This is a genomic window from Micromonospora sp. NBC_01412, assembly GCF_045040215.1.
Lineage (GTDB): Bacteria > Actinomycetota > Actinomycetes > Mycobacteriales > Micromonosporaceae > Micromonospora > Micromonospora rubida.
Map to the genome: position 1 here is coordinate 6,350,023 of NZ_CP109528.1, position 24,127 is coordinate 6,374,149.

The 24,127-nt window shown below is 70.3% G+C and carries 20 protein-coding genes and 2 pseudogenes; 13 read left to right on the forward strand and 9 right to left on the reverse strand.

Annotated features, from left to right (window positions below; all coding sequences use genetic code 11):
- The first annotated feature begins 14 nt into the window (after positions 1-14).
- Together OG617_RS27860 and OG617_RS27865 are read left to right on the forward strand one after the other, a co-directional pair.
- The gene (locus OG617_RS27860; protein WP_405095902.1) at positions 15-1,343 is read left to right on the forward strand and encodes a M20/M25/M40 family metallo-hydrolase; all 1,329 of its coding nucleotides are present in this window, start codon (positions 15-17) and stop codon (positions 1,341-1,343) included.
- 57 nt (positions 1,344-1,400) lie between these two features.
- Complete coding sequence (locus OG617_RS27865) at positions 1,401-2,066, forward strand: hypothetical protein (RefSeq protein ID WP_405095903.1); 666 nt, start codon at positions 1,401-1,403, stop codon at positions 2,064-2,066.
- A gap of 137 nt (positions 2,067-2,203) precedes the next feature.
- Here the strand turns inward: OG617_RS27865 and OG617_RS27870 are convergent, their stop codons facing one another.
- Together OG617_RS27870 and OG617_RS27875 are read right to left on the reverse strand one after the other, a co-directional pair.
- Positions 2,204-2,395: a DUF5703 family protein gene (locus tag OG617_RS27870; RefSeq protein ID WP_091265978.1), complete on the reverse strand. Its 192-nt coding sequence runs from the start codon at positions 2,393-2,395 to the stop codon at positions 2,204-2,206.
- A gap of 91 nt (positions 2,396-2,486) precedes the next feature.
- Entirely contained in the window at positions 2,487-3,458 is a 972-nt protein-coding gene (locus OG617_RS27875) for an aldo/keto reductase (protein ID WP_405095904.1), read from the reverse strand.
- Positions 3,459-3,655: 197 nt separating this feature from the next.
- Here OG617_RS27875 and OG617_RS27880 point away from each other — a divergent pair, with 197 nt between their 5' ends.
- Positions 3,656-4,708 (forward strand): LLM class F420-dependent oxidoreductase, encoded by a 1,053-nt coding sequence (locus OG617_RS27880; protein WP_405095905.1) that lies wholly within the window; start codon positions 3,656-3,658, stop codon positions 4,706-4,708.
- On the forward strand, positions 4,705-5,541 hold the full coding sequence (locus tag OG617_RS27885) for an undecaprenyl-diphosphate phosphatase (RefSeq protein WP_396685299.1): 837 nt from the start codon (positions 4,705-4,707) through the stop codon (positions 5,539-5,541). The genes OG617_RS27880 and OG617_RS27885 overlap by 4 nt, the downstream gene beginning before the upstream one ends.
- A gap of 108 nt (positions 5,542-5,649) precedes the next feature.
- On the opposite strand, the gene OG617_RS27890 is transcribed toward OG617_RS27885, so the two are convergent.
- On the reverse strand, positions 5,650-6,243 hold the full coding sequence (locus OG617_RS27890) for a hypothetical protein (RefSeq protein WP_405095906.1): 594 nt from the start codon (positions 6,241-6,243) through the stop codon (positions 5,650-5,652).
- Between the two features lie 482 nt (positions 6,244-6,725).
- Between OG617_RS27890 and OG617_RS27895 the strand changes: the two genes are divergently transcribed.
- From OG617_RS27895 to mshC, 4 genes are all read left to right on the forward strand, one after another.
- A complete protein-coding gene (locus OG617_RS27895; protein ID WP_405103987.1) occupies positions 6,726-7,439 on the forward strand; it encodes a histidine phosphatase family protein in 714 nt (237 codons plus the stop codon).
- Positions 7,440-7,596: 157 nt separating this feature from the next.
- A complete protein-coding gene (locus OG617_RS27900) occupies positions 7,597-8,181 on the forward strand; it encodes a DUF3090 domain-containing protein (protein WP_405095907.1) in 585 nt (194 codons plus the stop codon).
- The gene (locus tag OG617_RS27905) at positions 8,178-8,996 is read left to right on the forward strand and encodes an SCO1664 family protein (protein WP_405095908.1); all 819 of its coding nucleotides are present in this window, start codon (positions 8,178-8,180) and stop codon (positions 8,994-8,996) included. Before OG617_RS27900 ends, OG617_RS27905 begins: the two co-directional genes overlap by 4 nt.
- Before the next feature lie 96 nt (positions 8,997-9,092).
- Positions 9,093-10,331, forward strand: a complete 1,239-nt coding sequence (mshC, locus tag OG617_RS27910; RefSeq protein ID WP_405095909.1) for a cysteine--1-D-myo-inosityl 2-amino-2-deoxy-alpha-D-glucopyranoside ligase — start codon at positions 9,093-9,095, stop codon at positions 10,329-10,331.
- Positions 10,332-10,358: 27 nt separating this feature from the next.
- On the opposite strand, the gene OG617_RS27915 is transcribed toward mshC, so the two are convergent.
- From OG617_RS27915 to OG617_RS27935, 5 genes and pseudogenes are all read right to left on the reverse strand, one after another.
- Positions 10,359-11,150: a GntR family transcriptional regulator gene (locus OG617_RS27915; protein ID WP_396679095.1), complete on the reverse strand. Its 792-nt coding sequence runs from the start codon at positions 11,148-11,150 to the stop codon at positions 10,359-10,361.
- Positions 11,151-11,276: 126 nt separating this feature from the next.
- Positions 11,277-11,720, reverse strand: a pseudogene (locus OG617_RS27920) (IS30 family transposase); the annotation flags it as partial.
- Between the two features lie 72 nt (positions 11,721-11,792).
- The gene (gene ltrA, locus OG617_RS27925; RefSeq protein ID WP_405094407.1) at positions 11,793-13,541 is read right to left on the reverse strand and encodes a group II intron reverse transcriptase/maturase; all 1,749 of its coding nucleotides are present in this window, start codon (positions 13,539-13,541) and stop codon (positions 11,793-11,795) included.
- A gap of 726 nt (positions 13,542-14,267) precedes the next feature.
- A pseudogene (locus OG617_RS27930) lies at positions 14,268-15,008 on the reverse strand (IS30 family transposase); the annotation flags it as partial.
- A gap of 283 nt (positions 15,009-15,291) precedes the next feature.
- Positions 15,292-16,161, reverse strand: a complete 870-nt coding sequence (locus OG617_RS27935; protein ID WP_161689494.1) for a PAC2 family protein — start codon at positions 16,159-16,161, stop codon at positions 15,292-15,294.
- Between the two features lie 298 nt (positions 16,162-16,459).
- On the opposite strand from OG617_RS27935, the gene metH reads away from it, so the two are divergent.
- The 3 genes from metH (at position 16,460) to OG617_RS27950 (ending at position 21,956) form a co-directional block, all read left to right on the forward strand.
- Positions 16,460-19,975 (forward strand): methionine synthase, encoded by a 3,516-nt coding sequence (gene metH / locus OG617_RS27940; protein ID WP_405095910.1) that lies wholly within the window; start codon positions 16,460-16,462, stop codon positions 19,973-19,975.
- Positions 19,976-20,607: 632 nt separating this feature from the next.
- Complete coding sequence (locus OG617_RS27945) at positions 20,608-21,021, forward strand: hypothetical protein (protein ID WP_405095911.1); 414 nt, start codon at positions 20,608-20,610, stop codon at positions 21,019-21,021.
- 42 nt (positions 21,022-21,063) lie between these two features.
- Positions 21,064-21,956, forward strand: a protein-coding gene (locus OG617_RS27950) for an IS5 family transposase (protein ID WP_405095912.1) whose coding sequence is annotated in 2 segments (ribosomal slippage) — positions 21,064-21,408 and positions 21,411-21,956 — 891 coding nt in all. Because the reading frame shifts where the segments join, the coding sequence is not laid out codon by codon here.
- Between the two features lie 119 nt (positions 21,957-22,075).
- Here the strand turns inward: OG617_RS27950 and OG617_RS27955 are convergent.
- The gene (locus OG617_RS27955; RefSeq protein ID WP_405095913.1) at positions 22,076-22,525 is read right to left on the reverse strand and encodes a hypothetical protein; all 450 of its coding nucleotides are present in this window, start codon (positions 22,523-22,525) and stop codon (positions 22,076-22,078) included.
- Positions 22,526-22,773: 248 nt separating this feature from the next.
- Here OG617_RS27955 and OG617_RS27960 point away from each other — a divergent pair, with 248 nt between their 5' ends.
- Positions 22,774-22,968 (forward strand): hypothetical protein, encoded by a 195-nt coding sequence (locus OG617_RS27960; RefSeq protein ID WP_405095914.1) that lies wholly within the window; start codon positions 22,774-22,776, stop codon positions 22,966-22,968.
- A 257-nt stretch (positions 22,969-23,225) separates the two neighbouring features.
- On the forward strand, positions 23,226-24,080 hold the full coding sequence (locus OG617_RS27965; protein WP_405095915.1) for a class I SAM-dependent methyltransferase: 855 nt from the start codon (positions 23,226-23,228) through the stop codon (positions 24,078-24,080).
- The last annotated feature ends 47 nt before the right edge of the window (positions 24,081-24,127 follow it).

Below are 24,127 nucleotides of genomic sequence, written 5' to 3' on the forward strand. Positions count from 1 at the left end.
GGTATGAAGAACCGATGACGAGCGACGCCGCTTCCGCCCGACCCGACCCCGCCGACGAGGTCGTCGACCTCTGCCGTGACCTGCTGCGCATCGACACCACGAACACCGGGGACAACGCCACCAGCGTGGGGGAGCGCGCCGCGGCCGAGTACGTCGCGGAGAAGCTGGCCGAGGTCGGCGTCGACGCCGTGATCCACGAGTCCGCCCCAGGCCGGGCCAACCTCGTCGCCCGCATCCCCGGCACCGACCCCGGCCGGGACGCGCTGCTCGTCCACGGCCACCTCGACGTGGTGCCCGCCGACCCCGACGAGTGGTCGGTGCACCCGTTCTCCGGGGAGATCCGCGACGGCTATCTGTGGGGCCGCGGCGCGATCGACATGAAGGACTTCGACGCCATGGTGCTGACCGTGGTGCGGAACTGGCAGCGCACCGGCGTCCGGCCGGCCCGCGACATCGTGCTGGCGTTCACCGCCGACGAGGAGGCCGGCAGCGACTATGGCGCGCACTTCCTCACCGAGCACCACCGCGGCCTCTTCGACGGCTGCAGCGAGGCGATCGGCGAGGTCGGCGGCTTCTCGTACACGATCGACGAGTCCCAGCGGCTCTACCTGATCGAGACGGCCGAGAAGGGCATCGACTGGCTGCGGCTGCACGCCAGGGGCCGGCCCGGCCACGGTTCGATGGTGCACGACGACAACGCGGTCACCGCCCTCGCCGAGGCGGTGGCCCGCATCGGCCGGCACCGCTTCCCGGTGGTGGTCACCGACACCGTGCGGGCGTTCCTCGAGGAGGTCTCCGACCTGCTCGGCGTCGAGCTGGACCCGGCGGACCCGGAGACCGCCATCGCCAAACTCGGCCCGATCGCCAACATCATCGGTGCGACGATCCGCAACACCGCCAACCCGACCCGGTTCGCCGCGGGCTACAAGGACAACGTCATCCCCGGCCGGGCCACCGCCACCATCGACTGCCGCAGCCTGCCGGGCCAGTCCGAGCTGCTGGAGCAGCAGCTGCGCGAGCTGGTCGGCCCGGACATCGTGATCGAGTACATCCAGCGGCAGCCCGCCCTGGAGACCACCTTCGACGGCGATCTGGTCGACGCCATGTCCGTGGCCCTGCGCGCGGAGGACCCGGGCGCCCGGCCGGTGCCGTACATGCTTTCCGGCGGCACCGACGCCAAGGCATTCTCCCAACTCGGCATCCGCTGCTTCGGCTTCGCGCCGCTTCGGCTGCCCGCCGACCTCAACTTCTCCGGACTGTTCCACGGCATCGACGAGCGGGTTCCGGTGGACGGACTACAGTTCGGCGTGCGGGTTCTCGACCGGTTCCTCCGGAGTTGCTGACCGTGTCCGTCGCCCTACCGTTCGGCGCGGAACATCCCCATTGTGAAGGGAACGCACATGACCGACCAGCACGGTGAGCTGGACGCTGCCCTGGAGCGGGTGATCGACGCCGCCCGCGTGCACCTGGCCGCCGTCCGGTCCGCCCAGGGCCGCATCGACGACGACGACGTCTGGCAGGCGTACGTCGCGCTGAACAACGCCTCCTTCGCGTACGACGAGCAGCTGCTCGACGCGTTCGGCGAGGTCACGCCCTGGGACGTGGAGTCCATCGACCCCGACGAGGCCGACGAGCGCTTCGGCGCTGCTGAGGGCGCCGAGGCGACCGACCCGCACCCGCGGGTCATCTCGGTGCGCCAGCGCCGCGACTACCGGGTGCCCAGCGTCGCCGCGTTGATCAGGGTCGCCGAGGCGGCCCGCCGGGAGGGCACGCCCGAGGACGAGGAGCCGGCACCCGTCGAGGGCGTCGGCGAGGCGGTGCTGGAGCTGCTGCAGAGCGGCGACGGCTCACTCAGCGCGCTGGACGTCCCGGAGCTGGAACCGCTCGACGGCGTGGTCATGGTCAGCGAGGTCGACACCCCGGTCGACCTGGAGTCGTTCGACGACGAGGACGCGGTCGGCCCGTTCCAGCCCGCCGCAGACGACCGCCTCGTGGGCCGCCTCGACGAGCACCCGTTCCTCGACCTCGACGACGAGGATCACGACCACGCGGGGCACCGCCACTAGGCCGTGGCCGCCCCGGGGCCCGAGCATCCGCTCGCGTCCCGGGGCGGCGCTGCCGCACCGTGGTTGCCTCAGGGCCCGAGCATCCGCTCGCGTCCCGGGGCGGCACCGCGCCGGGTCGCCCGGAGGCGACCCGGCGCTCAGTACGACAGGCCCGGCTGGGGTTGGTTGACCCGGCGGCGGCGCAGCATGACCTGCCGCGTGCCGTCCCGGTACAGCCGTACCCGGGCCAGCTCCCAGCCCGAGAACTCCGCCTGGATCGCCAACTGCGCCGCGGCGGTCAACCGGTCGACGTTCGAGGGCAACCGCAGCGGCGCGTATTCGTAGTCCATGGGTTCCATGCTGCCCAGCCCGCCGGCCGTTCGCCACCCCCTCCCGAGGTGACTGCCGCCTCCGCCCCGACCTGCGTGGCGGCCCTCCCCGTCAACCGTCCCGCTCGGGGTAGCCCACCGGCACCGCCGACACGTCGTCGAGCGCGACGACGATCTCGTCGGGCAGGGTCACCCGCTCCACCTGGAGCGCCCCGAGGAGCTGCCCGACCGTCCGGGCGCCGAGGATCGGGGCCGTCACCCCGGGCCGGTCCCGGATCCAGGCCAGCGCCACCTCCAGCGGCGATACCCCCAGCCCGCCGGCCGCCGTGGCCACGGCCTCCACGATGCTGGAGCAGCGCGGCTCCAGGTACGTCGCCACGAACGGCTCGAAGTGCGCCGACGCGGCCCGCGAGTCGGCCGGCCGGCCGTGCCGGTACTTGCCGGTGAGCACCCCCCTGCCCAGCGGTGACCAGGGCAGCATTCCCAGGCCCAGCGCCTCGCAGGCCGGCAGCACCTCCCGCTCCACCCCCCGCTCCAGCAGCGAGTACTCCACCTGGGTGGCCACCACCGGGGCCCGCCCCGGCCACGCCGCCTGCCAGGCCGCCGCCCGCGCGGTCTGCCAGCCGGAGAAGTTCGACACCCCGACGTAGCGGACCCGGCCGCTGGCCACCGCGTGGTCCAGCGCGGCCAGGGTCTCGTCCAGCGGCGTGTCCGGGTCGTACCCGTGCACCTGCCACAGGTCCACGTGGTCCGTGCCGAGCCTGCGCAGCGAGGCGTCCAGCGTGCGCAGCAGGTGGCCCCGGGAGGTGTCCCGGCGCCGGCCGGTGCCCGGCCGCAGCCCCGCCTTCGTCGCGATCAGCAGCTCGTCGCGGGGGACCAGACTGCCCAGCAGGGACCCGATCACCGCCTCCGCGTCCCCGTCGCCGTACACGTCGGCGGTGTCCACCAGGTTGCCGCCCGCGTCGAGGAAGCTCTTCAGCTGGGCGGCCCCGTCGTCGGCGTCGGTGTCCCGGCCCCAGGTCATGGTGCCGAGCGCGAGCCGGGAAACCGCCAGCCCGCTTCGGCCGAGCGGTCTCTGTTGCATGGGTGAACCTTATTTCCAACCTGCCGCCGCCGACATCCTCGCTCCCGTCAAGTTCCTGCTAGCCCCTCCGGCCGGCGGGATTCCCATCGGTCCGGCCGGTCCGCCCCGATGTGACGCCGTTCGGGGTGAGCCGGTGCGTCTCCGCTGCCGGCATTGCGTAACCTGATGCGACCTGTGCTGCGGATGGGGGAGGACCAGTGCGACTCGGGCTCAGCCTCGGATACCAGACGGCGTGGAGCACACCCGCCGACCACCTGGCGCTCGCCCAGGAGGCGGACCGGCTCGGCTACTCGGTGGTGTGGGCCGCGGAGGCCTACGGCTCCGACTCGCCGAGCATGCTGGCCTGGATCGCCGGGCAGACCGAACGGATCGACGTGGGCAGCGCGGTGATGCAGATCCCCGCCCGTACCCCGGCCATGACCGCCATGACGGCGGCGACCATCGACGCGCTCTCCGGCGGCCGGCTCCGGCTCGGCCTGGGCGTCTCCGGGCCGCAGGTCTCCGAGGGCTGGCACGGAGTGCGCTTCGCCAAGCCCCTCGCCCGCACCCGGGAGTACGTCGACATCGTCAAGCTCGCCATCGCCCGCAAGCCGGTCGAGTACGACGGCGAGTTCTACACGCTGCCGCTGCCCGACGGCCCGGGCAAGGCCCTGCGGCTCGGCTTCCACCCGCCCCGCGAGCAGATTCCGATCTACCTCGCCGCCGTCGGCCCGAAGAACCTGGAGCTGGCCGGCGAGATCGCCGACGGCTGGCTGGCCGTCTTCTACGCCCCGGAGTTCGCCGAGGAGCAGCTCGCCGCCGTGCGTGCCGGCCGGGCGAAGGCCGGCAAGGAGCTGGCCGGCTTCGACGTCGTGCCGTCGGTCCCGGTGGTCATCGGCGACGACGTCGCCTCCTGCGCCGAGCTGGTCCGCTTCTACGCCGCCCTCTACGTCGGCGGCATGGGCAGCCGGCAGCAGAACTTCTACAACCAGCTCGCCACCCGGATGGGCTACGGCGACGCCGCCCGCGAGGTGCAGGACCTCTACCTGGCCAAGCGGCAGCGCGACGCCGCCGCTGCGGTGCCGATGGAGTTCATCGACCGCACCTCGCTGCTCGGGCCGAAGGAACGCATCGCCGAGCGGATGCGCGAGTACGCGGCCGCCGGCGTCACCACCCTGTCGGTGACCCTCTTCGTGGCCGACCGGGACAGCGGCGTGCAGACCCTGCGGACCGTCGCCGAGGCGCTGGACCTGGCCGGAGTCGGCGAGTGACCTGGATCGAAGCCATCGTCCTGGGCGTCGTCCAGGGCCTTACCGAGTTCCTGCCGGTCAGCTCGTCGGGGCACCTGCGGATCACCTCGGCGATCTTCTTCGGCCGGGACGCCGGATCCTCGTTCACCGCCGTCACCCAGCTCGGCACCGAGGCGGCCGTGCTGATCTACTTCGCCAAGGACATCTGGCGGATCACCCGGACCTGGCTGGTCGGCCTGTTCGACCGCTCGGTGCGCAGCAGCCTCGACTACCGGATGGGCTGGTACGTGATCGTCGGCTCCATCCCGATCGGGGCCTTCGGCTTCCTTTTCAAGGACCAGATCAAGACCGCCGGCCGGAACCTCTGGCTGGTCGCCACCACCCTGATCGTCTTCGCCTTCGTGCTCGCCTTCGCCGAGTACTGGGGCCGGCAGACCCGCACCCTGGCGAACTTCCGGATGCGCGACGGCATCGTGATGGGCTTCGCCCAGGCCATGGCGCTGATCCCCGGGGTGTCCCGCTCGGGCGGCACGCTCACCGCGGGCCTGCTGCTCAACCTCACCCGGGAGACGGCGGCCCGATACTCGTTCCTGCTGGCCATCCCCGCCGTGGTGATGTCCGGGGTGTTCAGCCTCGGCGACGTCTTCGAACCGTCCGCGCCCGGCACCGCCGCGCCGAGCGGGGCGCAGTTGGTGGTCGCCACGCTCATCGCCTTCGCCATCGGCTACGCCGCCATCGCCTGGCTGCTGCGCTACGTCGCCCACCACACCCTGTACGTCTTCGTGCTGTACCGGGTCGCCCTGGGCACCCTGGTCCTTGCCCTGTTGATGACCGGCACCATCTCCGCCACCTAGCCGGCAGGAGCGAACCGCCGTCGGACGCGCCGCTGGCCGGGCCCCCGTTCTCGGGGACCCGGCCAGTTGGCCGTGCGGTGGTGCGGTGGTGCGGTGGTGTGCTGGGTGTCAGCTGTTCCAGTGCTGGGTGACGAGGTCGGCGGCCTGCTGTTCCCACTGCGCGTACGCGTCGGGGTAGGCGGACACCTGGACGGTCTGCGCGGCCTCGGTCAGCGGCATGTCCTGCCACCCGTCAACCTGCTTGAGGCCCTTGAGGAACGCGAGGGTGGAGTACTCGGGGTCGGTGATCTGTTCCGGGGTGCCCCATCCGGAGGTCGGGCGCTGCTGGAAGAGGCCCTGGGAGTCGTGGTCGTTGCGGTCGCCCAGGTGACCCAGGTTCTCCAACTTCGACTCCTGCAGCGACGTGCCGATGGAGATCACGGCGGCCCGCTCGTCGAGGCCGGCCTTCTTCGTCGCGGCGATGATCGCCTTCACGTTGGCGGTCTGCTCGCCGCCGAGGTCGATGCGGGACTGCTTGCCCTGCACACCGTGGGGAATCAGCTTGCCCTTGTCGACGCCGGGCTTGTCGGCCTGCACGGCGACGGCGGTCGGGGTCGACTCGGTGGTGGGGGTGGCGTGGGCCGTGGCCGGGCCGGCGAACACACCACCGGCGAAGGCCAGACCAGCGATACCGAGAACGCTCTTACACATGATCGTGTTCATGGGGGGTGACTCCAATCGGGGGTCGACACACACCGCCCCTGGGGGAAGGGACGGATGTGTGAGCACCACGTCGAGGCGCCCAAAAGATCAAGGGGGGAAAGCCATCCGACAGCTCACCGCACCGGGGGTGCTGGTGGTGGCGGGTCCATGTGTAACGACCGGCGGCTGACCCTCATTCCCCGGCGGGGGTCACCGGGGTTCGGGCAGCTCAGCAGCGGATGCGTTACTCGATCGTCTGCCATGTGTAACGACCCCGCCCCGCCCGATGTTCCGCCGACCGGGTGCCCCCGACCACACCCCCAAACCCCCCCCAAACCCCCCAAAACCCCCAACCCCACCCACCCCCGCACCGCCTTTTGCCCGGTGATCAAGAAGTTTGCGTCGGGTTCGGGGCGCAACCTGACGTAAACCTCTTGATCACCGCACAAGGGGGGTGGGTGCAGCCAGCTTGGGGTGACCGTTGCTACGGGTGACCCAATAGGCTGGGTGGCGTGGCGACTCTTCTCCTCCTGCGGCACGGCCGCACCACCGCCAACGCCGCCGGTGGCCTCGCCGGCCGGCAGCCCGTCGAGCTGGACGACACCGGGCGGGCCCAGGCCGCGGCGGTGGGCGAGCGGCTGCGCGGGTTGCCCCTCGCCGCAGTGGTGACCAGTCCGTTGATCCGCTGCCGGCAGACCCTGGAACTCGCCGTTCCGCAGGCCAGCCCGACCGTGGACGAAGGGCTGATCGAGTGCGGGTACGGCAGCTGGGAGGGGCAGCCGCTGAAGAAGCTGGCCAAGGAGCCGCTCTGGCCGGTGGTCCAGCAGCACCCGAGCGCGGCGGTCTTCCCCGAAGGCGAGTCGATGGCCGCGATGGCGGCGCGGGCGGTCGCGGCGGTACGCACCTGGGACGCGCGGATCTCCGCCGAACACGGTCCCGAGGCGGTCTGGCTGGCATGCAGCCACGGAGATGTGATCAAGGCCATCGTGGCGGACGCGCTGGGCGTACACCTGGATCTCTTCCAGCGCATCGTCGCCGACCCGGCGTCGGTGACGGCGATCCGGTACACGCCGTTGCGGCCGTTCCTGGTGCGGCTCAACGACACCGGCGGTGACCTGGCCGCGCTGGTGCCGCCGCCGCGCAAGCGCCGGCGGCGGGCGACGAGGTCGACGGACTCCGACGCCGCCGTGGGCGGAGGCGCCGGGGCCCCGCGGTGAGGTGCCCGCCGGGCCGTGCGGTGTGGGGCGCCCTGGGGCCGTGTGGTGAGGCGCCCGCCGGGCCCGCCGGGCCGGGGCGGGCCCCGCGGTACGCCCGGGCGCGATTCACGGTCGGTGGGGTGCGCGACGCCATGGCGGGCCGGATAGGGTCGTGGGTATGAGCCACCAGGTGCACGCCTTCGAGCCGCCGGAGCGGTTCGTCGCCGGGACGGTCGGGGCGCCCGGGGAGCGCACGTTCTTCCTGCAGGCGCGCGGCGGTGGCCGGCTGGTCAGCGTCGCGCTGGAGAAGGTGCAGGTGTCGCTGCTCGCCGAGAAGCTGGAGGAGCTGCTGACCGAGGCGCAGCGTCGCTTCGGTGTGCAACTGCCCGAGCCGACGGTCGCCGTGGGCGACAACGGCCCGCTGGACACGCCGGTCGACGAGGAGTTCCGGGTCGGCACCCTCGGGCTGGCCTTCGACGTCGACACCGCCACGGTGGTGATCGAGGCGATCGCCACCGGTGAAGGGGAGGCCGAGGTCGAACTCGGCGGCCCCGAGGACGACGACGAGGAGGACGCCGACGACGAGGAGCCGGACGAGACCCTCGACCGGCTGCGCGTCCGGTTGACCCCCGAGGCGACCCGTGAGTTCATCGAGCGGGCCCGCCGGGTGGTCAACGCCGGTCGCCCGCCCTGTCCGCTCTGCGGGCAGCCGCTGGACCCCGCCGGGCACCTGTGCCCGCGGCACAACGGTTACCACCGGTGACGTCGTCCGAACTCCAACCCCGTCAGGACGGCGCGGCGACACTGCGGTTGCTGCGCGACGGTGAACTGACCGTCGAGGGTCGACTGGTCGACGCCTCGAACGCCACGCTGCTCGGCGCGCTCACCCTCGACGGGCTGAGCGCGCGCTGCGTCTACAAGCCGGTGCGGGGCGAGCGACCGCTGTGGGACTTTCCCGACGGCACCCTCGCCGGGCGGGAGGTCTCGGCGTACCTGGTCTCCCGGGCCAGCGGCTGGGACCTGGTGCCGCCGACGGTGCTGCGGGACGGCCCGTTCGGCCCGGGCTCCTGCCAGCTGTGGATCGACGAGCCCTCCGACGCGGAGCCGCTGGTCGGGTTCGTGCCCGCCGACACGGTGCCGCCGCGCTGGCTCCCGATCGCGGCGGCCCGGGACGACGACGGCACCCCGTACGCCCTGGCGCACGCCGACGACCCGCGCCTGGCCCGGCTGGCCGTGCTCGACGCGGTGATCAACAATGCCGACCGCAAGGGCGGCCACGTGCTGGCCGGCGCGGACGACCGGATCTACGGCGTCGACCACGGGGTGAGCTTCCACGTCGAGGAGAAGCTGCGCACGGTGCTGTGGGGCTGGGCCGGTCGGGAGTTGCCGCCGGACGCGCTGGAGATGCTCGCCGACCTCGCCGGCCAGCTCGCCGGCACCCTCGGCGAGGAGCTCGGCGAGCACCTGACGATCCGCGAGGTCGCGGAGGTCGCCGCGCGGGTGGGCCGGCTCTGCGACGCCGGCCGCTTCCCGCAGCCGCCGGAGGACTGGCCGGCGATGCCCTGGCCACCCATGTGACGGTGGGTCGGCAAGCCGCCCCGACGCGAGAGGTTGTCGTGTTGATCACGCGTGGGGTGGCTTCGGTGCGCCGGGTGGCTCGTTAGGCTGACGGGCATGGAGTCTTGGGTGGGGCATGAGGTGCCACGGCTGCCCGGCAGAGGCGGCCCGTTGATGTTGTTCGACTCGGCGCGGCGTGGTGTCGAGCCCAGTCTGCCCGACGGCACCGCCACCATGTACGTCTGCGGCATCACCCCGTACGACGCCACCCACCTCGGCCACGCCGCCACCATGATCACATTCGATCTGGTGCAGCGAGTGTGGCGGGACTCCGGCCTGACGGTGCGGTACGTGCAGAACGTCACCGACATCGACGACCCGCTGCTGGAGCGGGCCGAGCGCGACGGCGAGGACTGGAAGGTCCTGGCGATGCGGGAGACCGCGCTGTTCCGGGAGGACATGGAGGCGCTGCGGATCATCCCGCCGGCGCACTACGTCGGCGCGGTGGAGTCGATCCCGGACATCGCCGACAAGGTCCTCGTCCTGCTCAAGGACGGCGCGGCGTACCGGCTCGACGACGGCACCGGCGACATTTACTTCGACATCACCGCCGTCCCGGAGTTCGGCTACGAGTCGAACCTGTCCCGGCCGGAGATGCTGGAGATCTTCCCCGAGCGCGGTGGCGACCCGGGCCGGGCGGGCAAGCGGGACCCGCTGGACCCGCTGTTGTGGCGGGGGGCTCGCGAGGGCGAGCCGTCCTGGCCCGGTGGCGACCTCGGTCCGGGCCGGCCGGGCTGGCACATCGAGTGCACGGTGATCGCTTTGAACCTGCTGGGCGAGACCATCGACGTGCAGGGCGGCGGGAACGACCTGATCTTCCCGCACCACGAGTGTTCCGCCGCGCACGCGGAGCGGCTGACCGGGCGGTCGCCGTTCGCCACCCACTACGTGCACGCCGGCATGATCGGCCTGGACGGCGAGAAGATGTCGAAGTCCAAGGGGAACCTGGTCTTCGTCTCCCGGCTGCGTGCCGACCGGGTGGACCCGGTGGCGGTCCGGCTCGGGCTGATGGCCGGGCACTACCGCGCCGACCGCACCTGGACCGACGACCTGCTGACCGCCGCCCACGAGCGCCTGGCCCGGTGGCGCCGGGCCGCCGCTGCCACCGCCGGCCCGTCCGGGGCCGAGCTGCTGGCCGCGGTACGCGACCGGCTCGCCGACGACCTCGACACCCCCGGCGCGATCGCGGTCGCCGACGCCTGGGCCGAGCGCGCCCTCGCCGGCGAGGGCGAGGACCGGGCCGCCCCGACCCTGTTCGCCGACACCCTCGACGCCCTCCTGGGCCTCCGCCTCTGAGCCCCACGCCCGCCCACCTTTGGCGGCTCAGCCCAGGACGAGGCCGGGGTCCGGGTCGGGGTCCGGCGTGGGGGCGGGGATCCGGTACTCCTCGGTGAGTGTGGTCATCGGTCCCGGCCAGGTGGCATGGGCGACCTCGATGGGCTTGCGCCGGTCGTCGTAGGCGACGTGTAACAGGTGCAGCACGGGGGTGTCGGGGCGGATCTGGAGTGTCTCCGCCTCCTCCCGGCTTGGCTGGCGGGCGGTGATGGTGTCGGTGGCGGTGACGTACCGCCGGCCGGTGGCCTCCTCCGCCTCCTGGTAGAGGGGCCGGCCGAACGCCTCGCCCCGCTCCAGGGAGGTGCCGGCGGTGTCCGCCGGGAGGAACCAGGAGGCGCCCACCTCGACGGGGGAGTCCTCGGTGCGGACGAGGTGCCGGCGGCACAGCAGCTCGGTGCCGTCGGCGACGCCGAACGCGTCGGCGACCTCCGGCGGGGCGGGGGCCCGGCCGACCGAGACGAGCTGCTGGCGGTACCGGGCGGCCAGGTCGGTGTGGTAGCCGCGGAAGCCGCCGTACCGGCCCCGGGAGAGGCGGTTGAGCCGGCGGCGGGTGCCCCGGACGTACGTACCGGAGCCGGGCTTGGTGATCAGGATGCCCTCGACCCGCAGCTGGTCGACGGCGCGTTGCACGGTCTGCTTCGCCACGCCGAACATCTCGGCGATGGCCGGGATGGACGGCAGCCGCTCGCCGGGTCCCCAGTCGCCGCGGCGCACCTGGGCCTTGAGCTGCGCGGCGATCTGCCGGTGCGGGAACTCGGCCGCGCCGGGGTTGATCTGCATGCCCGCCTCCTAGAATGACAGCTAGGTTCCTAGGATGCCGTACGGGACGTGACCTCGCCACCCCGGACACGCGCGAGGGCCCCGGATCATGGGCGGTTTCTGGGGGTCCTCGCAACACCTGATGGCTTAGGTGGCTGTCAGTAGATCACGCAGACGCTCGGCTGGGTTGTCCCAGCCGAGCGTCTGTCGTGGGCGGCCGTTGAGTTCTTGAGCGACGTGCTCAAGGTCTGCGGGTCCGTGGACCGACAGGTCGGTGCCCTTGGGGAAGTACTGGCGGAGCAGGCCGTTGGTGTTCTCGTTGGATCCGCGCTGCCAGGGCGAGTGCGGGTCGCAGAAGTAGACGGGCACCCCGGTGGCGAGGGTGAACTGCTTGTGGGCAGCCATTTCCGCGCCCTGGTCCCAGGTCAGCGATCCGCGTAGGTGGGCCGGCAGTGTGCCGATGAGATCCACCAGCACGTCGCGGACTTCTTCGGCGGTGTGCCCGCCGGGCAGATGCCCGAGCATCACGTACCGGGTGGCGCGCTCGACCAGCGTCACGATCGCGGACTGGTTGCCCGCGCCCATGATCAGTCGGGTAGCCCCGGCGCATTGCTGCGCCGGGGCCCCCTCAGAACCGTGCTTGCGGCGTTAACCGCACACGGCTCAAGCAAGCCCTGGAGGCTCGCTGACGGGCAGAATGCTTGGCCTTTGGCCTTCGCCGGCTGGCTGCCGTCGGAGGCAGTACGCGTGTATGAGACGGGAATGAATAGCGTCCGGCTTACCGTCGATCGGGGCGACGACATGTTGTCTGACGATCGCCTTCCGGATCGTGCGTGTCCACAGTTCCCATTCGGTTGGGGTCTGCGGCGCGTGCTCGGCGTGTAGCAGAAACCCTCGGCAGAGCGAACATCGACCTTGCTGTTTCTTCAAAAGATACAGCGTGGCTTTGCCCGTTGCTGGAGGTCCTTTGCAGCGCCGATCGGCCCAATACTTGCTGAGAGCAGGATCGTCCGGGGACGCCGTGCCCTTGACCAGTTGGTGCCGGACGATCTTCGTCCAGGAAAACTTGATCAGGTAGGAGCCGCTGTCACGGTCACCAAAAACCCACCTGTCCTGCCTGGCCTGGTTGAACCGGCCGAAGTACCTGTCAACGATCCAGTGCTTCGACTTATTCGGGTGGCTGTGTTTCGCCCACTTGTAAAGCAGAATCCACACATAGTTGTCCAGCGCCGTGAATATCTCGCTCGACACCACCGTCCGGTAATAGGCAGACCAGCCCCGGACGATGGGGTTGATCTTGTAAAGCACCGCCGCCGCGTTAGCTCCTCGCAAAGCTATTATCTCGCCGCGTAGCCTTTCCCGGATCCGTCTCAATGCCGCCTTGCTCGGTCTGATCAGCAGTTTCCCGTGATAGCGGCGGACGTTGAACCCCAGAAAATCGAACCCATCGCCAGCATGGACGATACGAGTTTTGCCCTCGTTGAAGGCTAATCCTCTGGACGTCAGCCATTGCCGTAGCCTTTCCTTGGCCTGGTCGGCCCGCTCATGGCTGTGGCACATCACGACGAAATCGTCTGCGTATCTCACCAGCACCGGACTGTCTGTTACCGCACTGCCGGCATCTCTGCCGGCTGTGAGGTAACGGACCCCGGCGGCATTCTCCATTCCATGCAAAGCCACGTTGAACAGCGTCGGGCTGATCACTCCGCCTTGGGGAGTTCCTTCCCCGGTCGGGGCGAACCGGCCATTATCGATCACACCTGCTTTCAGCCATCGTTCCACTCGATCCCTGGCGGGAAACGCGCCAAGCAATGTCAGCAGGTGCCGGTGATCGATCCGGTCGAAGGCTGCCGTCAGGTCAGCGTCGAGGATCCACACCCGCTGCGGGTTCTTACCGTTGAGCGTGGAATAGATGGCCCCGATCGCGTCGTGACAGCCGCGGCCCGGCCGAAATCCGTAGGACTTCGGCTCAAATCGGGCCTCCCATTCAGGTTCCAACGCGTTCGCTGTCAAGGCTTGTAAGGCCCTGTCGGCGATCACGGGAATGCCGAGACCACGCCGTTTCGTGGTTCCGGGCTTAGGAATGTAGACACGCTTGACGGGACGGGCAGTCCACATGGCGCTGTCGTGCTGCATCCAGTCGGCCAGTTCAGCCTTGGATTCCGGGTGCAGCACGACTTTCCCGTCGACGCCCGCCGTCTTACGGCCAGCGTTGATCTCCGTGACTCGCCGCACGCTGATCAGCGTGTTAGCGCGAGAACGGAGCATCAGTTTCTGCAGATTGCGGACCCGTTTAAGGTCCCCCGCCTGCGACGCCGCGAAAATTCTCTGACGCAGACGACCCACGGCATCTTCAGCCTGGCGCCAAGCGATCGACGACCAGTCGATAACATCGCCCTCCGGTCCGTTCACCACGGCAACATACTCACCACGAGCCAATCGGAGTGAACACTTGCGTCACTGTGACGTCCAACTTGTCCTTCGGTTCCGGTGTCATTGTTCAGTGTTTCTCCACAGGCTCACCAGACCCACGTCAGCACCCTTTCGAGTCCGGGCATCGCCCGTATCCGGCCAGTTATACGGAAGAATCCGATGGAGGATCGGATGACTCCTCCGATTTCCTGTTTCCTTTCGGCTACCGGCATTCGCTTCTTGGGCCTTCCTGTCCCCGCTGAAGAATTGAGCTTTCCTCGCAGTCGGCCGACCGGTCATCGAGACCCGGACTCCAACGGGATTTCCACGTTCCGCACGAGTGAGACACGACCGGGGTGGGTGCCCTCTTTATCCCGAGGCGGCGGTGTCCTTCTGGCTGGAGTGACCTCTACCAGCCAGCGCCTGCCGCTTCTCAACGGCCAGCCCTGTACCCCATTACCGCATTCCGTCGACAGGGCTTGGGATCACGAGACATCATCGAGGGTTCATTTGCATTCACCCGTCCGGTCTTCCCCTTAGCCTGTAGCTCCCGGACGGAACGGAAACCCTTGGGCTTGACTCCTGAGCTTCACACCCCGCCGTTACCAGCAACGCATGTCAGGAGAGGGGACGAGCCAACGGACACAGGACCGGGACTTGCCATCAGTAATAGACGAACCTCCAAGCGGCAAATCCACTCAAACTCGTGCGACTTCGTGTCGCACGGTCGCCTTCCCAGTGGCCGGGCACGGCGCGGTCCTCGGCCTCGGCCGGGCGCTCGCTGATCATGACCATGCCGTCGACGAACCGCGGGGTGCGCTGGTCGGGGCGACGATGTGGCTTGCGTCGGGTGCGGCCGGTGCGCAGCGCCGCGGCGACCTCGCGCTTGAGCGCGCCACGGGCCTGGACGTACAACGCCTGGTAGATCGTCTCCGCGCTCACCCGCATCTCCTGGTCCTCGGGGTACTGCCTGAGCAGAGCGTTGCAGATCTGCTGCGGTGACCAGCGTTCGCGTAGCCCGTCGACCACGAAGTCGCGCAGCGGACCGTCCTGCAGAAGCTTGCGGTCCTTAGGCCGGGGCCGGGACGCGGCCCAGGCTCGGTGCGCGGCATAGGCGCGGTAGACCCCGTCGGCGCCGGCGTGGTTGTCGATCTCGCGCTTGATCGTCGAGGCAGATCGCCCGAGCGCTCGCCCGATCGCGTTGAGCGACTGCCCGACGCGGCGCATGTCCGCGATCGTCTCGCGCTCTGCCACGGTCAGGAACCGTGAGTGCAGCTCCTTGTCCAGTGCCGTCAGCGACGGCAGCACCTGAGTGACCACCCCGCTGTTGTAGTCCACCCGGCGCCCATCCCGGTACGTCCGAGAGCTGCGTGTCTTGCGTACTCCCCAGTCCCAGTCCTTGGCGGTGCGCTCGTTGACCCCGACCAGCTGCGCGGCACGGCGCCGGGCAACCCCCTGCTCACGCAGGCGCTCGTACTCATCCCGACGGGGATGACGCCGCGAGATAGGCGTCGAGCGACGCCCTACTCGACGAACCCACCCGTACGCGGTGTTCCGGTTGACTCCGGCTTCCCGCGCAGCAACGGCCACGCTGCCAACGCGATCGAAGATCTCGAAGAACCTTGCCTCGAACTCAGCAGAAACGGACACGGTCCTCGCAACTCCCAGAAGGTCTGGGTGTTGCGAGGACCGCTAGATCCCAAGATGGCGATCCGGGGGCCTCGGTATGCGGTGGGGGGCAGCTACGCGGCTACCAGGAGCCGGCGGTGGGGCCGGCCGAGCCGCCACGCCGACGCAGGTACTTCTCGAACTCCTGGGCGATCTCGTCGCCGGTCAGCGGGGTGATGCCCGCGTCGCCGACGCGTTCCTCCAGCTCGCGGACGTACTCGCCGAGCTCGGCGTCCTGCTCGGCGGCGCCGCGCACCCGCTGCTCCCACTCGGCGGCCTCCTCGGCCAGGTCGGCCATCGGCACCGGCAGGTCGAGCACCTCCTCGACCCGGTGCAGCAGGGCCAGGGTGGCCTTCGGGCAGGGCGGGTTGTTGGCGTAGTGCGGCACGTGCACCCAGAACGAGACCGCGTCGACCTCGGCCCGGGTGCAGGCGTCGTGCAGCACGCCGACGATCCCGGTCGGGCCGTCGTAGCGGGTGGGGGTGAGCTGATAGCGCCGGGCGGCCTCCGCGTCCGAGGCGCTGCCGCTGATCGGCAGCGGCCGGGTGTACGGCACGTCGGCCAGCAGCGCGCCGAGCAGCACCACCCGTTCGACCTCCAGGCTGTGGCAGATCTCCAGCACCTGCTCGCAGAACGTGCGCCAGCGCATGCTCGGCTCGATGCCCCGGATCAGCACCACGTCCCGTTCGGTGCCCTCGGGGCTGGCCACCATGAACCGGGTGGTGGGCCACTCGACCCGGCGGGTCTCGCCGTCGGCCATCGTGACCGTCGGTCGGCTGACCTGGAAGTCGTAGAAGTCCTCCGGGTCCAGCTCGGTGATCTGCCGCGACTCCCAGACCTGCTCCAGGTGCTCGACCGCGGCGGTCGACGCGTCGGCGGCGTCGTTCCAGCCCTCGAAGGCGGCGATGGCCACGGGGGACCGCAGTACCGGCAGTCCGTCGAACTCGGTCACGCCGTCACCTCACCCTGCTCGTCGGGGGCGGCCGCGGGCGACGGCCCTGTCGCCCGCCCGCCGTGCACGGTGGCGTCCCTGTTGTCCTTCACGTCTGTCAGCCTACGTGTCGGCGCGGGATGCGGCCCGTCGGCCGCGCCGTTCCGGTCCCCGCGCGGCCGGCCCGTCCGGCCCGAACCGAACCGGGTCGGGACGAGGTGGTGCTCCCCGCCCGCCGCCCGGGGTGATCCAGCCGACACAATGTGGGAGGGCGCGCGGGCGGTGACCCATCCACGGTTCCTCGCATTACCCTGGATCAGTGCGGACTTCGTTGCTGGATGTGCTGTCAGACCGGATCCTCGTCGCCGACGGCGCGATGGGGACGATGCTCCAGGCCGCCGACCTGACCCTGGACGACTTCGAGGGCCACGAAGGCTGCAACGAGATCCTCAACGTGACCCGCCCGGACGTGGTCCGGGGCGTGCACGAGGCGTACCTCGCAGCCGGGGCGGACTGCGTCGAGACGAACACCTTCGGCGCCAACCTGGCCAACCTGGGCGAGTACGACATCTCGCACCGGATCTGGGAGTTGGCCGAGGCCGGCGCGCGGATCGCCCGGGAGGCCGCCGACGCGTGGAGCACCCCGGAGCGGCCCCGGTTCGTGCTCGGCTCGATCGGTCCGGGCACGAAGCTGCCGACCCTCGGGCACACCGCGTACGCGACGCTGCGCGACGCGTACCAGGAGAACGCGGCCGGGCTGATCGACGGCGGCGCGGACGCCCTGATCGTGGAGACCTGCCAGGACCTGCTCCAGGTGAAGGCGGCGGTGGTCGGGTCGCGCCGGGCGATGGCCGCGGCGGGGCGGACGGTGCCGCTGATCTGCCACGTCACGGTGGAGACCACCGGCACGATGCTGCTGGGCAGCGAGATCGGCGCGGCGCTGACCGCGCTGGAGCCGCTGGGCATCGACCTGATCGGGCTGAACTGCGCGACCGGGCCGGCGGAGATGAGCGAGCACCTGCGCTACCTGTCCCAGCACGCCCGGGTGCCGCTGTCGGTGATGCCGAATGCCGGCCTGCCGCAGCTCACCGCCGACGGGGCGGTCTACCCGCTGACCCCGGTGGAGCTGGCCGACGCGCTGGAGCGGTTCGTCGTCGAGTACGGCGTGTCGCTGATCGGCGGCTGCTGCGGGACGACCCCGGAGCACATCCGGGTGGTCGCCGAGCGGCTGCACGGCGTGCGGCCGGGTCCGCGGCAGCCGCAGGCCGACGCCGGCGTCTCCTCGATCTACCACCACGTGCCGTTCGCCCAGGACGCGAGCGTGCTGATGGTGGGCGAGCGGACCAACGCCAATGGGTCGAAGGCGTTCCGGGAGGCGATGCTCGCCGCTGACTGGCAGGCGTGCGTGGAAATCGCCCGCAGCCAGGCCCGGGACGGTTCGCACCTGCTGGACCTGTGCGTGGACTACGTGGGCCGCGACGGCACGGTGGACATGCGGGAGCTGGCCGGCCGGTTCGCGACCGCGTCCACGCTGCCGATCATGTTGGACTCGACGGAGCCGCAGGTGATCGAGGCCGGGCTGGAGATGCTCGGCGGCCGGTGCGTGGTCAACTCGGTCAACTTCGAGGACGGCGACGGGCCGGGCTCCCGCTACGCCCGGGTGATGCCGATCATCTCCGAGCACGGCGCGGCGGTGGTGGCGCTGCTCATCGACGAGGAGGGGCAGGCCCGCACCGCCGAGTGGAAGGTGCGGGTCGCGGGGCGGCTGATCGAGGACCTGACCAGCCGGTGGGGGCTGCGCCGCGCCGACATCCTGATCGACGCGCTGACCTTCCCGATCGCCACCGGCCAGGAGGAGACCCGGCGCGACGGGGTCGAGACCATCGAGGCGATCCGGGAGATCGCCCGCCGCTGGCCGGGGGTGAACTTCACCCTGGGCATCTCGAACGTGTCGTTCGGGCTGAACCCGGCGGCCCGGCAGGTGCTCAACTCCGTGTTCCTGAACGAGTGCGTGCAGGCCGGCCTGACCTCGGCGATCGTGCACGCCAGCAAGATCCTGCCGATGTCGAGGATCCCGGACGGGCAGCGCGAGGTCGCGCTGGACCTGGTCTACGACCGGCGCCGCGAGGGGTACGACCCGGTGCAGCGGTTCATCGAGGCCTTCGAGGGGGTGGACGCCACCTCGGCGCGGGCCACCCGGGCGCAGGAGCTGGCGGCGCTGCCGCTGGAGGAGCGGCTCAAGCGGCGGATCATCGACGGCGAGCGCAACGGTCTGGAGGCCGACCTCGACGCGGCGATGGCCGGGGGCCGGTCCCCGTTGTCGATCATCAACGACCTGCTGCTGGACGGGATGAAGGTGGTCGGCGAGCTGTTCGGCTCCGGCCAGATGCAGCTGCCGTTCGTGCTCCAGTCGGCCGAGGTGATGAAGACCGCGGTGGCGTACCTGGAACCACAGATGGAGAAGGCCGACGACGACGGCAAGGGCCGGATCGTGCTGGCCACGGTCAAGGGCGACGTGCACGACATCGGCAAGAACCTGGTCGACATCATCCTGTCCAACAACGGCTACGAGGTCGTCAACATCGGCATCAAGCAGCCGATCACCGCGATCCTCGACGCGGCGGAGCAGCACCGGGCCGACGTGATCGGGATGTCCGGACTGCTGGTGAAGAGCACGGTGATCATGAAGGAGAACCTGGCCGAGATGGCCGAGCGCGGGGTCGCCGAGCGGTGGCCGGTGCTGCTCGGCGGTGCGGCGCTGACCCGGGCGTACGTGGAGGACGACCTGCGGGCGCTGTTCCCTGGTCAGGTGCACTACGCCCGGGACGCGTTCGAGGGGTTGTCCCTGATGGACCGGGTGATGACGGCGAAGCGGGGCGGGGCGCCGGTGGTGGACCCGGAGCGGGAGGCGGCTCTGGCGGCGCGTCGGGCGCGTCGGGCGCGGCAGCGGGCGATGGTGACCGAGGTGCTGCCGGAGCTGGACGACGCGTCGGTGCGTTCCGACGTGGCGCGCGACGTGGAGGTGCCGACCCCGCCGTTCCTGGGCACCCGGGTGGTGAAGGGCCTGCCGCTGGCGGAGTACTCGGCGCTGCTGGACGAGCGGGCGACGTTCCTGGGGCAGTGGGGGCTGAAGGGCGCCCGGGGCGGCAAGGGCCCGTCCTACGAGGAACTGGTGGAGACCGAGGGTCGGCCCCGGCTGCGGTACTGGCTGGATCGGCTGACCGCCGACCAGGTCCTTGAGGCGGCGGTGGTGTACGGGTACTTCCCGGCGTACTCGGAGGGCAACGACCTGGTGGTGCTGGACGAGAACGGGCACGCCGAGCGGGCCAGGTTCTCGTTCCCGAGGCAGCGCCAGGAGCGACGGCTGTGCCTGGCGGACTTCTTCCGGCCCCAGGGCGACCAGCTCGACGTGGTGGCGTTGCAGCTGGTGACCGTGGGGCAGCCGGTCAGCGAGTACACGGCGAAGATGTTCGCCGGCAACGAGTACCGCGACTACCTGGAGGTGCACGGCCTGTCGGTGCAGCTCACGGAGGCGCTGGCGGAGTACTGGCACCGGCGGATCCGGGCCGAGCTGACGCTGCCGGGCGGTCGTACGGTGGCCGACGGCGACCCGGCGGACCTGGCGGGCCTGCTGGGCAACGACTACCGGGGCTGCCGGTACGCGTTCGGCTACCCGGCCTGCCCGGACCTGGAGGACCGGGCGAAGATCGTGGACCTGCTGGGCGCGGATCGGATCGGGGTGCAGCTCTCGGAGGAGTTCCAGCTGGTGCCGGAGCAGGCGACCGACGCGATCGTGGTGCACCACCCGGAGGCGAGCTACTTCAACGCCAAGTGACGCCGTCACCCTGCCTGAGCTGCGCAAACACCCTCCAGGCCCCTGCCTGGGCCGTCGTCAGGCCGTCAGGGGCGTCCGGGCCGTGGCCGAAGGCTGCGTCGATCGCCCGGCGGGTGCGGTCCTCGCTGGCCGGCAGCAGGTGGGTGTAGACCCGCAGGGTGAAGCCGGGATCGGCGTGGCCGAGGTAGAGCGACAGGGCCTTGAAGAGGATGCCGTACCCGGATCATTGCCGAGTCTTGGAGGCGATGCTCCCGAGTGGGCTGCCGAGCAGCTTTTCGAGCTGTGGGAGCCAGGGCAGGGCCAGCTGGCCGTTACGCAGAGCCCAGCCGAAGTGACTGGCGACATGGGAGTGACAGCACAAGGGCTGCGGATACATCTGGACTTGACCGAGGAAGACAACCGCGCTGTCGCCCAACGGATTCGAACGGCACGCGGCATCTTTCATGAACATCCTGCTGGTTGACGGGTGGCTGCGGCTGATCCCGTACCTGCCGCTCGTCGATGCTGCCGACTCGCCGGTCCACGAGTCACGTCGATCTGGACGACTTGCGCCAGGAACTTACGGCCTGACACCGAGTGCCCGTGGACAGTCGCTCGGTCAGCGGTCGAGGCTGAGGACCTACGATGCGGCCATGGAGAAGGTGCAGGTGCGGCGACTTCCGGTAACGACGCCTCCGGTTCCTCCTGGAGGAGGACGGATTCAGTCGCCAGCGGGTGAGCTGGCCCAGGTAGTCAACGGCGGTACCTACCGATTCCTCGCCTACCTGGAGTTCCGGCCTGACGCCACCAAGCCACGCGGTAACCACTTCCACAACCACAAGTCGGAGACGCTGTATCTGATCAGCGGGCGCCTGCGAGCGCTGTACCACGACCTGGGCTCCGGCGAACGAGCGGAGATGACGCTTGAGCCCGGCGACCTGGTGACCGTGCATCCGCGCTGTGCACATGTCTACTACGCGCTGGAGCACTCCCAGGCGGTGGAACTGGCCGACCAGCCGTACGACCCGACCGACACACACCCCTACGAGGTCGGGGAAGCGGTCTAGGTTCTGTCTTGCGGATCATGAGTCTCGCTCGTTAAGCCCTGTATGGCGCGAGGTGATCTCATGAACCATGAGTGGGCTGTGTTGGCACCGTTGTTGCCGGCACAGCCCGTGCGGGGTGGCCGGTGGCGGGATCACCGGCAGGTCATCAACGCGATCTGCTGGGTCAAGCGCACGGGTTCGCCGTGGCGGGACCTGCCCGAACGGTACGGGCCATGGAAGACCGCCCACGGGCGGTTCGCTCGGTGGGCGGCCGACGGCACCTGGGCCCGGTTGAAGGCCCACGTCATCGCCCTGGCCGAACTCGATGACGACATCGACTGGAACGCCCAGGTCGACGCCACCATCGTGCGGACCCACCAGCACGCCGCCGGTGCCCGTAAAGGGGGCTGACCCGCGAGGAGTCGCGGGCAGCACAAGCCATCGGCCGATCGGGGGGTGGTCTCACCACGAAGATCCACACCCTGGCCGACGGGCGTGGCCGTTCCCTGGCCAGCCTGATCACCCCTGGTCAGGCAGCTGACACCCGCCAACTGGTCCCCCTGCTGGAGCAGGTCCGGGTCCCCCGACCCGGCGGTGTCGGACGACCCCGCCAGCGTCCGGACTCGCTCACCGGTGACAAGGCGTACTCCTCTCGTGCGAACCGGACCGCGTTGCGGGACAAGGGCATCACCACGGTCATCCCCGAGCCCAACGACCAGATCGCCAACCGGAAGCGGAAAGGACGACGCGGCGGCCGACCACCACGGTTCGACAAGGTCGCCTACCGGCGCCGCAACCAGGTCGAACGCGGCTTCAACCGGCGCAAACACTGGCGAGGACTCGCCACGAGGTACGACAAACTCGCCGCCCACTTCCAGGCCACTCTCGACCTGGTCGAAACCCTCGACTGGCTACGCGCCGTCCCCGACCACCAAGATCCGCAAGACAGAACCTAGGCCCAGGCGGGCTACCGGCGATGTCGGGCTCCGGTTGATGCGTAACGGATTGCACTCAGATGATCCGTTACAAATCCGGCTAGACGATCTTGTTGTTCCTGCTCTCAGGTTGCTGGTCCTCAGTCCCAGAGGTTGAACAGTAGTTCGCCGACGGTGGTCGGCTTCCAGCAGTTGATCTGGTCGTGTTCGCGCGGGTCGAGGGCGCTCAGGTCGACCTGTGGCAGCGGGGTTCGTAGCTGCTTGACGGTGAGGGCCTGGGCGTCGGTCAGGTTGGCGATGGCGGCGGCGAGGTCGCGGTGGTCGACGAACGTGGTGTTGATGTCGCCGCTGGCTCGGGGGCGGGCGAAGGCGACGAACGGCACGGCGGTATGCCGCAGCACGGCGAGGTGGTGCTGGTCGTGGGTGATGTCGATCGTGTGGAAGTTCGGTGTGACGGCGGCAGGCGTGACGCCGGTGACGGTGGCGCCGATGGCGCGGGCGGCGTGGTGGCAGACGGCGGTGAAGGCGCCCAAGTCCGCGTGCCCCCCGGGTGGTGGGGTGAATCCGGTGGCTCCGGGCGGCAGCTTCATGCTCGGGCTTTCTGGTCGGGGTCAAGGGTTGAAGTGCAGCAGCTCACGTGGCGGTGCTGGTTGCCTGGGGATCAAGGAGTCAGGCCGTCAACCCGGTTACAGTTCAACGCCAAGTGACGCCGTCACCCATCCTGAGCTGCGTGAACGCTGGTCTGCCGGCTGCCCGGGCCGTGGGTCCAAGGTCTTTGTGGAACAGGCCATGGCCGGGGTGGGGGCGTTGATCCGGGGTACCTACGTAGCCTCACTTCGTGATCTTCTTTGAAGAGGATGATGTTCGCCCCAACGAGCCCTCGCCTCGCCGTGGCTGGCGATACGTGGCGACGAACGGCACCGTCTTCGCGGTGATGGTGGCGTTGACGGCTGCCGGACTGCTGATACTCGCCACCCTCATGGCGTATTCGCGCGTCATCGTCGGCTGGGCGCTCGCGTTGGTCTACCTGTAATTGATGCCGGTTGAGTAATGATCGGATGACCACGCTGGGACGTCCATGGAGGACGTCGGGCACCCGGATCAGCGCGCGGCGGGAGTCACGGCAGGTCACCGTGAGCTGATCGCTGCCTGGGGCAAGGGCTCAGGCGGTCACCAGGCTGTGGAACGATTTGCTGATGACGCGGCGGCGGTGCCCGGCCGGCGGTGCCCGGCCGGTTCGCCTGGCGGCGGGTCGGCGCTGACCGCGTCGGAGTGAGGGGAGCGAGGGGCGTGCCGGAGGGCTGGGTCTGGGACGAGTCCCTGTTCGAGGGTGCCGCCGTGCACTACGAGCGGGGGCGGCTGCCGTACGCGGAGGGTTTCGGGGCGGCGCTGGCGGAGGTCCTCGGCCTGGACGGGTCGGGTCGGTTGCTGGACGTGGGTTGCGGCCCGGGGACGGTGACGCTGCCGCTGGCCGGGTGGTTCGCGGAGACGGTGGGGATCGACCCGGACCCCGGGATGCTGACGCGGGCGCGGCAGCGGGCCGCCGTCGAGGGCGTGGGCGACGTCCGGTGGGTGCGGGCGCGGGCGGAGGATCTGCCGGCCGGGCTGGGGCTCTTCCGGGTGGCGGTGTTCGGGCAGTCCTTCCACTGGATGGAGCAGGCCCGGGTCGCGACGACGGTGCGCCGGATGTTGCTGCCGGGCGGGGCGTTCGTGCACATCAGCGACGCCAAGGAGCCGTTGTCGACGGCCGGGCTGCCCTGTCCGGTGCCCCCGTACGCGGCGGTGGCCGAGCTGGTGCGCGGCTATCTGGGCCCGGTTCGGCGGGCCGGCCGGGGGTTCCTGCCGCACGGGACGCCGGGCGGCGAGGACGCGGTGCTGGCGGCGGCGGGTTTTGTCGGCCCGCAGCGGTTGCGGGTGCCGTCGGGGGCGGTGGTGCGGCGGTCGGTCGACGACGTGGTGGCGTGGGTGCACTCGCGGTCGGACGCGGTGCCGCACCTGTTCGGGGCGCGGCTGGCGGCGTTCGACGACGACCTGCGGGGCCTGCTCGCGGCGGCGGCCCGGGACGGGTGGTTCGCCGAGCGGGTGCCGGACACGGAGCTGGTGCTCTGGCGGGTTCCCGATGCCGGCATCGTCGGGCGTGATTGAGGGATTCCCGGGCCGTCGTCGCGGTCGGACCCGCTCCCACCTGCGCG